Here is a 3,905-nt window from a genome sequence, read left to right as displayed (position 1 = left end):
CTCTTCCCATTCCGAACAGAGCAGTTAAGCCCGGGCGCGCCGATGGTACTGGGGTCACACCCGGGAGAGTAGGTGGCCGCCAACCCCAACAAAGCGGACGCCCCCTTGAGCAATCGAGGGGGCGTCTCGCTGTTTACACACACATCTTACTTACTTATACTATAAGTACGGCTAATAAGCGCTGCTATTGGTGTACTAAAAGGAGTGGGTTGCAGGTAAAGCAGCCAGATCTATCACTAAATAAGAGGCTTACCAGGAGCAATCAATAAGAATATAAGCTTGATGAGTATAATAACCTTTAGGTTTATAAACTGCCTTATAGAAATTGGGCTGTCTTCCAAGCTCAAGCTTTTTGATGAAGTTTTCAGCCGTTTATCAAAACCCTTTCTATCCAAACTCACATAGTACATAAAGACACAAACTTCTAGTATGTTCCCTAACAGCAAATGTGCAGAAGATTATTAGATGAAGGCAAGGCAAGCTTGTTTAACAGCTGTTTCAGCTAAAAGAAACTTGACTAGTAATCATAATTGATGCTTTGCCGCCGAAGTATAGTTTCTATCCAATGAGTTTTGAAAGGTTACTTTAAGCATACATCCCCTAGGACGACAGTAAACCCAAAAGAATATAGGAGCACATGCATCAGCTAAAATGATATACCTGCGTTACACGTTTGCCTCAAAGCTATACTAACAAGCGAACTAATGTAAGATCATAATTATGACAAAATTTGCTGTAGCTCATAAACTAGTACAAATAAAAAAGCCTCTGCACTGCAGGGGCTTTTTTATTAAAGTCTATCAACAAACTAGCTGTTAATAAACTTCGGGTTAATTAGATTTTCGATTGAGAAAATCTCATCCCACTTTGCCTGTGTGATTAATTTGCGTTCTAAAACGCTTATTTCGTGAATGGATTTTCCAGTCGATAAGGCTTCTTTGGCTATAGAAGCTGATTCCTCATAGCCAAGTATAGGATTCAGAGCTGTTACGATGCCTACGCTGTTCATAACCATATTCGCACATATTTCTTCATTCGCAGTTATACCGGTGATGCACTTGTTCGTGAGTGTAGTGCAGGCGTTCTCCATAAAAGTTAAAGAGCTGAAAAGGCTATAGGCAATTACAGGCTCCATCACATTTAACTGTAATTGCCCGGCTTCGGCAGCCATGGTAACTGTCATGTCAGCGCCGATAACGTAATAAGCTGTTTGGTTGACAACCTCTGGGATCACAGGATTTACTTTGCCCGGCATAATAGAAGACCCTGGTTGCATTCGAGGCAAGTTGATTTCATTTATACCTGTGCGTGGGCCTGAAGACAACAAACGTAGATCATTACAAATTTTAGAAACCTTAATTGCTGAACGTTTCATCACTCCAGATAACTGAACATAAGCTCCGGTGTCACAAGTTGCCTCAATAAGGTCTTCAGCTAAAACCACAGGTATACCAGTCAAGTTACGTAAATGCTCTGTAACAATGGGAGGATAACCTTCAGGAGCATTAATAGAAGTACCAATAGCAGTAGCTCCCATGTTGATTTCAGAAATCAATAGCTTAGCTTCATTCAGGCGCTGGATATCTTCTTTTATAGTAGTAGAAAAGCCATGAAACTCAGCACCCAATGTCATAGGAACAGCATCCTGTAACTGTGTGCGTCCCATCTTCAGTACTCTTTTGAATTCTTCTCCTTTATCAGCAAAAGACTGCTGAAGTGCCTCCAGAGCAGCAACAAAGCTTTCAATTTTGCGATAAAGAGCTAAGCGGAATGCCGTAGGATAGGCATCATTAGTTGACTGAGAAAAGTTGACATGGTTGTTAGGATGCACAAAATCGTATTCTCCCTTCTTATGCCCTAATATCTCAAGCGCAATGTTGGCAATAACTTCATTCACGTTCATGTTCACAGATGTACCGGCACCACCCTGAATCATATCAGTAACAAACTGATCCAGGTATTCGCCTGCAATCAGTTTGTCGCAAGCCAGGCAAATTGCTTCTGCAACATCTGGTTTCAATACGCCACAATCGCGGTTAGCCATGGCTGCGGCTTTCTTTACATAGCCAAAAGCCTGTATAAATAATGGCTCTCTGGAGATAGGTAAACCTGTAATATGGAAATTATCTAAAGCGCGTGCTGTCTGTATGCCATAGTACAACTCATTTGGGATCTGCATTTCTCCTAAGAAGTCGTGCTCAGTTCTGAATTCACTCATTATTCTATGATTGGGTATAAGTAGGTCAAAAAGATAATTTATTAGCTCCTGTCACTGGCTTTAAACGTTGCCTTGGGCAAGCTAATGGAAAGTGCTTGTGCTGTAGCTGCTAAAATATCAGAAGCATACTGTTTGGTGCAGCGTAATTGATTATTATAGGCGTACTCGTTTATAGTACTGGTAGTCATGATTAGCCTGGACGCAAACTCCCCATACTGCTCTACAATGCGTTGCTGAACCTTTACAAGATCTTCTTTTCGTTGCTCGGCCTCTGGCGTGCGAATCGGACGCTGGAATCTGTTAGATGGATAGTCGTGGCTAATTTGCTTCTCTTTGGCACTAGCGATAGCCTCAGCCAATGTATCTCTTAGTTTCTGCTCGTTTTGAGCGCGCTTCAAACCACCATGTATCCCTTTGGTATGGTTGAGCCACTCATGTACATCTGTGTCAGGAGTGAGGGCAAGCTCTAAAATAGCCTCGTTAGAGATAACATAAGGAGCCGGTTTATTAAACTGCTGCCCCATTTCATCCCGAAAAGCAAAAACTTCTTTTAATATATATTGTTGATAAAGGGTAAGCCTGAAAGCATTGCGTAGCTTTAAGTGAGGGTTTTCTGGTTCACTATACCGAAGAGCCTCAAGTAACTTGTTTTCTTCCTTTAACCAATGCGAGCGGTCAAGCTCCTCTATTCTAGTTACTAATTTAGCTTTTACCCGGTGCAGGTAAATAACATCTATAGCGGCATAACGCAGCTGCTCGTTTGTGAGTGGGCGCTTGTTCCAGTTACTGGACTGCTGCGACTTATCAACTTCTATGTTAAATTCCTCTTTCATAACCGTAGCCAGAGAAGAGCGTTCGTAGTTCAGTATTTTGGCAGCAACGTCAGTATCCATAACTCCCCGGATATTACAGCCAAGCTTATCTAGAAGCAGAATATCATTATTAGCGTGATGAATAATTTTGGTGATACCTTCGTTCTCTAGCAGTTGGAAAAGCGGCTGGAGGGTAGCCATTGTAAATGGGTCTATCACATAACAGGTGCCACGGCCGTCAGTTATCTGTATCAGACATAGATTAAACCCGTAGGTAAAGCGGTTTTGATCAAATTCAAGGTCTAGTGCCAGCTCCTGGCTTTGGCTCAAACCGGCAACAACTTGCTGTAATGCATCGTCACCCTCAACCAGTTTTATAGTTACGCCATCATGTTCAAGCGTTGCATTATTTTCCATTCCTAAAGTTAAAAAGGATTATGGCATATTCGCTTATCTGCATTCTACTTTTTATAAGGTAGCAGGCAGTATGCTTCAGATTAGGGAGAACAAAAAAAAGTCTCTGCCCTTAAGCAGAGACTTAAATTGAATAGTAATATTTCGTATAACTACTACTGCACTGGTGGTTGCTCTTCTTGGATTTCGTCTGCTACACCATCGTTAACAGTAGTATCTTCTAACACCGTAGTGTCCTCAGTTTCCATGTTCATGTCAGATTCATATCCGTCAGTAGTCTCAACTACTTCTGATTCGGTTGCCGTATTTTCCTCGCTACCGCAAGCTGTGAAAGCAAAAAGTGCGAAGGCGGCGAAAGCTAATTTCCATGTATTTTTCATAATCTTAATCTCTTTGATTTTGTACTTATTTATACGAATATCTTTAAAAAGTAACCCTTAGGGCATAGCTTTATATTGTGT

3 protein-coding genes and 1 rRNA gene are annotated in these 3,905 nt (G+C 41.5%); 1 reads left to right on the top strand and 3 read right to left on the bottom strand.

All coding sequences use genetic code 11. From position 1 onward, the window contains the following. Positions 1–85, top strand: a 5S ribosomal RNA gene (gene rrf, locus ACFQ2O_RS20495); the annotation flags it as partial. Between the two features lie 723 nt (positions 86–808). On the opposite strand, the gene aspA is transcribed toward rrf, so the two are convergent. From aspA to ACFQ2O_RS20480, 3 genes are all read right to left on the bottom strand, one after another. Continuing rightward, entirely contained in the window at positions 809–2,218 is a 1,410-nt protein-coding gene (aspA, locus tag ACFQ2O_RS20490; protein WP_449301393.1) for an aspartate ammonia-lyase, read from the bottom strand. A gap of 41 nt (positions 2,219–2,259) precedes the next feature. Next, positions 2,260–3,447, bottom strand: coding sequence for a ribonuclease D (locus ACFQ2O_RS20485; protein ID WP_377532494.1), 1,188 nt, complete (start codon positions 3,445–3,447; stop codon positions 2,260–2,262). Positions 3,448–3,599: 152 nt separating this feature from the next. Then, positions 3,600–3,824 carry a hypothetical protein gene (locus tag ACFQ2O_RS20480; protein WP_377532491.1) on the bottom strand — a complete coding sequence of 75 codons (225 nt, stop codon included), beginning with the start codon at positions 3,822–3,824 and terminating at the stop codon, positions 3,600–3,602. Between the last annotated feature and the right edge of the window lie 81 nt (positions 3,825–3,905).

Origin of the sequence: Pontibacter rugosus, assembly GCF_042678745.1 — a bacterium.
GTDB classification, from domain to species: Bacteria; Bacteroidota; Bacteroidia; order Cytophagales; family Hymenobacteraceae; genus Pontibacter; species Pontibacter rugosus.
This window is presented reverse-complemented; position numbering and strand designations above follow the sequence as displayed.

Bases quoted from the DNA above. Each gene is read 5' to 3' on its own strand.
- aspA (WP_449301393.1), bottom strand. From the start codon at position 2,218: ATGAGTGAATTCAGAACTGAGCACGACTTCTTAGGAGAAATGCAGATC.
- ACFQ2O_RS20485 (WP_377532494.1), bottom strand. From the start codon at position 3,447: ATGGAAAATAATGCAACGCTTGAACATGATGGCGTAACTATAAAACTG.
- ACFQ2O_RS20480 (WP_377532491.1), bottom strand. From the start codon at position 3,824: ATGAAAAATACATGGAAATTAGCTTTCGCCGCCTTCGCACTTTTTGCT.